Genomic DNA, 5542 nt, shown 5'->3' with positions numbered 1-5542 from the left:
CCAATTACCGATCCAAGTAAGGAAGCAACCACGACAAGTGAGCCAATTACCGATCCAAGTAAGGAAGCAACCACGACAAGTGAGCCAATTACCGATCTAAGTAAGGAAGAAACTACGACAAGTGAGCCAATTACCGATCCAAGTAAGGAAGAAACCACGACAACAACTACAACTACTAAACCAAGCAAGGACGAAACCAAGCCAACACAACCAAGTACCGATCCAAACAAGAATGTAAACACATCAACTAAGATTGTCCCTGCTCCAACAACAAACAATCGTCCAGTTCTTCCGACGAATTCCTATATTTTAGTAGATCCTGTTACTGGAATCACCCTGCAAAACCCAGATTTTGCCCAAGGTGGCTTTAATTTGGCAGTTGCTGTTTTGAAGGATGTCCAAGCTCTTAAAGGTAAAGATTATAAGATTTATGACATTCAGTTGTCGAATCAAAATGGAGCCGTTCATCAATTCAGCCCAACTGTGGTGACCATGCCAGTTGATCCTACTAAAGAAGTAGAATCTGTTGTAGGCATTGGAGAAGATGGCAAGGTTGAGACTTACCAGTTCAGCTTGAATGAAGACAAGAGCAAGGTAACGTTCACAACCAATCACTTCTCATCTTATGGAGTTGTTTACAAAACAGCAGCCAAGGTAGAAGAAAAAATAGAAAGCAAGAAATTGCCATCTACTGGACAAACCATTTCAATGGTTGGTATCATCGGCGGTGTCTTGATTAGTGCACTTGGATTTGCCTTCTATGTAGAAAAACGAAAACAGAACAAAGCCTAAAAAGCAACTTTTTAAGAAATAAAAGGAGAGAGTGGGACAGAAATCGGTCATTCGTTAGACTTCGATTTCGTCGTCCCACCTCCGCACAGTTGAGTAGGGCTGTAAAAGCTGATGAAATCAGTGTAGTAGAGCCCACTCAACCACTGCATCTTTCACGACAATCCAAAGACAATTGAGAGGCTAGGACTTTTGTCCCAGCCTCTTCAGATTGAATATAAAGTGATCTTAGAAACTTTCCTTAGGTGAGTACGGACGTCAGCGAACTTCTAAGAAGTTCCATGACTTAGTTTTGAATCTAAGGTTCCAAAACTCCTGAGTACTTGAAACATCAATGTTTCAAGTACTTTTCTCAAAGCGGAAAGTTCCAGTTCCTTCTTCAATGACTTAAAAAATAGTAAATTATTCTTTTTTAAGAAGCAGCTGAGCTTTTTTATGCACTACTAAAAAGAGGCCGGACGTTTAGTCCGGCCTCTTTATTTCATAGTCGAAAATTCGAGGGGAGCATTTTTTACTCCTCGGTCACTTTTCCTGTTTCTTCTAATTTTTTTCCAAGATCAATGATGTATTGTTTGAGATCATCTTTAACCTGTGGGTGTTTCAAGGCATAATCAATAGATGTTTTCATGAAACCAAACTTATCCCCTACATCGTAGCGTCTGCCCTTAAATTCACGGGCAAAGACTCGTTGGGTCTTGTTTAAGGTGTCGATGGCATCCGTTAATTGGATTTCATTTCCAGCGCCTGGTTTTTGGTTTTCCAAAATCTGGAAGATTTCAGGAGTCAGTAAGTAGCGACCGATAATGGCAAGGTCGCTCGGTGCTTCCTCAGGTGCCGGTTTTTCGACAAAAGTTTCAACGCTATAGAGTCCGTTGATGCCTTCCCCTTGAGGAGCAATGACTCCGTAAGCAGAAACTTCTTCATGAGGAACTTTCATGACGGCAATGGTTGAAGCATGTGTCTCGTCGTAGTCATTCATCAATTGCTTGGTGAGAGTAGTAGCTGTATCATCTGTGATATCCATCAAGTCATCACCCAGCATCACGACGAAAGGCTCACTTCCAACGAAGGCCTTGGCCTGAAGGACAGCATCTCCAAGACCGCGCGGATGTTTTTGACGAATGAAGTGGAGGCGCATCCCAGTAGTTTCATCGACCAGTTTCAACAGGTCATTTTTCCCTTTTTCCTTGAGGTTGTACTCAAGTTCGAAGTTTGAGTCGAAGTGGTCTTCGATCGAACGTTTTGATTTACCAGTGACAACGAGAATATCCTCGATGCCAGCCTTAAGGGCTTCCTCAACGATGAATTGGATGGTCGGCTTATCTACGATTGGCAACATTTCTTTGGCCAGGGCTTTGGTGGCAGGTAGGAAACGAGTTCCAAGTCCGGCCGCAGGAATGACTGCTTTTCTAACTTTTGTCATAATAATTCCTTTCTAACTGAAGAATGATTAGTTGTTAAACCTGATTGGCAAGGAAGAATCCCTTAGTTCCACTCATTTTCTTCTTTAAATTCATTGTTCATCATGAAGTTGATGGCTTCACGAATATCTTGTCCTTCATAAATTACTTGGTAGATGGCTTGTGTGATCGGCATATAGACGTCTAGCTCTTGGGCCAGTTCGTAGGCAGCCTTAGTGGTTGAAATCCCTTCAATGATCATACCCATGTTGGCTTCGATATCTTCTAGTTTTTCACCGCGACCGAGGGCATCCCCAGCTCGCCAGTTCCGAGAGTGGATGGAAGTCCCTGTCACGATCAGGTCTCCAACTCCGGATAACCCACTATAGGTCAATGGGCTGGCGCCAAGTTTAACACCTAAACGAGTAATTTCAGCTAGTCCACGCGTGATGATGGCAGCCTTGGCATTATCTCCGTATCCAAGTCCATGGAGGGCTCCAGCTCCGACTGCGATAATATTTTTCAGGGCACCGGCTGTCTCAACTCCGATCACATCTGTATTGGTATAGAGGCGGAAGTAGTGGTTGCTGAAGAGTTCCTGAACATAGCGAGCTGTTTCTAAATCTTTAGAAGCCGCTGTAATCAAAGTAATATCACGAACGATGGTTTCTTCGGCGTGACTTGGCCCAGACACGACCACAATCTCGCTACGTAGAGAAACAGGGATTTCCTCTTCTAAGATTTGAGAAATCCGTTTGTGACTGTTTGGTTCTAATCCTTTGGACGCGTGCATGACCTTGACAGGATGGTCTAAGAGTTCAGATGCTTGCTTGGCAACGAGTCGTGTCACCTTGGTTGGGACGACAAAGAGGACCGCATCCGCTCCAGAAAGGGCTTCATCCAAGTTGTGGTAAGCTTTGATCCCTGGATCTAGCAGGATATCCTTAAAGTAGCGTTTGTTGGTATGTTCTTGATTGATTTCGTCGATTTGTTCTGGGACATTTCCCCAGATCCGTACTTCATGGCCATTATCGTGGAGGACTTGAGAAAGGGCAGTTCCCCAAGAACCTGGACCGATGACCGCAACGGTTTGTTTATCCATAGTATTCTCCTTCGTGAAGATTTCATTTCTATTTTACCATACAAAAAGGAAAAAAACTCACTTGACATAGGAAGATTTTAAGGGAAAACATCTATGCTTTAGGTGATAAAAAATATTTATCATGCCCTTAAAAAATACATATTAGACTCTCTAAGGGTGGGATGATAAAATAGGGAATAGAAATATCAAAGGAGGGAAGGCCATGTGTAGAACGATTGTTGGAGTCTCTGCCAATCTATGTGCAGTGGATCCAGATGGAAAAAATATCCATTCGTCTGTATCTTGTAAATTTGCGGAAACCATTAAGCAAGTCGGTGGCCTTCCTATGGTCATCCCAGTTGGAGACCCATCTTTTGCCAAAGATTATATCGAGACAGTGGACAAGCTCATCCTCAGTGGGGGGCAAAATGTCCATCCTAGCTTTTATGGAGAAGAGATTGCCATCGAGAGTGATGACTACAATCTCGAGCGAGATCAGTTTGAGTTGGCCTTACTAAAAGAAGCGGTCCGTCAAAACAAGCCTGTCCTAGCTATCTGCCGAGGGGTTCAGTTGGTTAATGTCGCCTTCGGTGGGACTCTCCATCAAGAAGTAGAAGGGCACTGGCAAGGCCTTCCTTTTGGCACTTCTCATTCAATTGAGACCAAAAAAGGCAGTGTGGTAGAGCGTCTCTTTGGGCAAGCTAGCCAGATCAATTCTGTTCATCGCCAAAGTATTAAGGACTTGGCGCCCAACTTTCGAGTGACAGCCATTGACCCTCGCGATCAGACCATTGAAGCCATCGAAGCGGTGGATGGTCATCGCATCATCGGCTTGCAATGGCATCCAGAGTTTCTGGTCAAAGAAGAAAAAGGCAATCTCGAACTTTTTCGCTATCTTTTACAAGAATTGTAAACTCTTTAGGATTTTTTAAGGAGAAAGAGGTAAACTAGTCTCATCAACAAAGACCTCCTAACTTTGTTTGATACAGTTTACTTTTTTCATATAATCTCCTGCAAAAGTCTCCTCCTTTGAGGGGGCTTTGTGTGTTTGTCAGAAAAAATACGAATAGTAGTATAGGGGAGACGCTAGGCCAAAGTGATGGTATAATAGAAGAGATAGAAACTATTTAGAATGAAAGAGGAATTATGATGACAAAAATTCGTGGATTTGAACTTGTATCAACCTATACCAATCAAGACTTGCTTCCAAAACGGGAGACAGCCCATGCGGCTGGCTACGACTTGAAGGTTGCAGAACGCACGGTGATTGCGCCAGGAGAGATTGTCCTCGTGCCAACAGGAGTCAAGGCTTATATGCAACCGACAGAGGTTCTCTACCTCTATGACCGTTCCTCTAATCCTCGCAAAAAAGGTCTAGTCTTGATTAACTCTGTTGGTGTCATTGATGGTGACTACTATGGAAACCCTGGAAATGAAGGCCATATCTTTGCTCAGATGAAAAACATTACCGACCAGGAAGTGGTTCTTGAAGTCGGCGAACGTGTGGTTCAGGCTGTTTTTGCACCGTTTTTAATCGCAGATGGAGATGAGGCAGACGGAGTTCGTACTGGCGGATTTGGATCGACAGGGCACTAAGATGAAGATTATCTTTGTACGTCATGGAGAGCCAGATTACCGTGAGTTAGAGAAGCGTTCTTATACGGGATTTGGGATAGACTTGGCTCCTTTATCGGTGAAAGGAAGACAACAAGCTCAGGAACTTTGCAAAAATCCTTTGTTTGGCTCAGCTGATATACTGGTGTCTTCTGCAGTGACGCGAGCATTAGAAACGGCTTCTTATGTATCTTGTGCTACTGGGCTTCCTTTGAGAGTGGAGCCATTATTGCATGAATGGCAGGTCTATGAAAGTGGCATAGATAGATTTGAAGAAGCTAGAAGACTATTTTTAGAAAATAATGGGGAGTTGCTCCCAAATTCTCCTGTTCAATATGAGACAGCTGTAGAGATGAAGTCTCGTTTTCTAGATTGCATGGCTAAGTATCGGGAACATCAAACTGTGGTAGTTGTAGCCCATCGAATGCTGATACGGCAGTTTGTAGCAAATGAGAAGATTGATTTTTGCCAAGTGATTGAGTGTGAGCTTGATTTATAGAAAGAAGTAGAAAGTAATGAGTTATAAAGATTTTCAATCATTTACTCCGGAGAATTGTCAAGGCTATAAGAAAGTTGTAGGGGAACGTGTGGTTCAGGCTGTCTTTGCACCATTTTTAATCGCAGATGGAGATGAAGCTGACGGTGTTCGAACTGGTGG

At 43.3% G+C, this 5542-nt stretch carries 6 protein-coding genes and 1 pseudogene; 5 read left to right on the top strand and 2 right to left on the bottom strand.

What is annotated here, in order from left to right:
• Positions 1-792: LPXTG cell wall anchor domain-containing protein (locus RCH62_RS08190; protein WP_306474998.1), on the top strand; the 792-nt coding region annotated here is incomplete at its 5' end.
• 508 nt (positions 793-1300) lie between these two features.
• Here RCH62_RS08190 and galU read toward each other — a convergent pair.
• Together galU and RCH62_RS08180 are read right to left on the bottom strand one after the other, a co-directional pair.
• Entirely contained in the window at positions 1301-2212 is a 912-nt protein-coding gene (galU, locus tag RCH62_RS08185; RefSeq protein WP_306474997.1) for a UTP--glucose-1-phosphate uridylyltransferase GalU, read from the bottom strand.
• Positions 2213-2274: 62 nt separating this feature from the next.
• Positions 2275-3291, bottom strand: a complete 1017-nt coding sequence (locus RCH62_RS08180) for an NAD(P)H-dependent glycerol-3-phosphate dehydrogenase (RefSeq protein ID WP_306474996.1) — start codon at positions 3289-3291, stop codon at positions 2275-2277.
• 202 nt (positions 3292-3493) lie between these two features.
• On the opposite strand from RCH62_RS08180, the gene RCH62_RS08175 reads away from it, so the two are divergent.
• From RCH62_RS08175 to RCH62_RS08160, 4 genes and pseudogenes are all read left to right on the top strand, one after another.
• Complete coding sequence (locus RCH62_RS08175) at positions 3494-4183, top strand: gamma-glutamyl-gamma-aminobutyrate hydrolase family protein (protein WP_048716619.1); 690 nt, start codon at positions 3494-3496, stop codon at positions 4181-4183.
• 236 nt (positions 4184-4419) lie between these two features.
• On the top strand, positions 4420-4866 hold the full coding sequence (locus tag RCH62_RS08170) for a dUTP diphosphatase (RefSeq protein ID WP_042361437.1): 447 nt from the start codon (positions 4420-4422) through the stop codon (positions 4864-4866).
• A complete protein-coding gene (locus tag RCH62_RS08165; protein ID WP_306474995.1) occupies positions 4817-5383 on the top strand; it encodes a histidine phosphatase family protein in 567 nt (188 codons plus the stop codon). Before RCH62_RS08170 ends, RCH62_RS08165 begins: the two co-directional genes overlap by 50 nt.
• 76 nt (positions 5384-5459) lie before the next feature.
• A pseudogene (locus tag RCH62_RS08160) lies at positions 5460-5542 on the top strand (dUTP diphosphatase); the annotation flags it as partial.

Origin of the sequence: Streptococcus sp., from assembly GCF_030825805.1 — a bacterium.
GTDB lineage: Bacteria > Bacillota > Bacilli > Lactobacillales > Streptococcaceae > Streptococcus.
The sequence above is the reverse complement of the archived record's forward strand: the minus strand, read 5'-3'. Positions and strand labels throughout refer to the sequence as shown.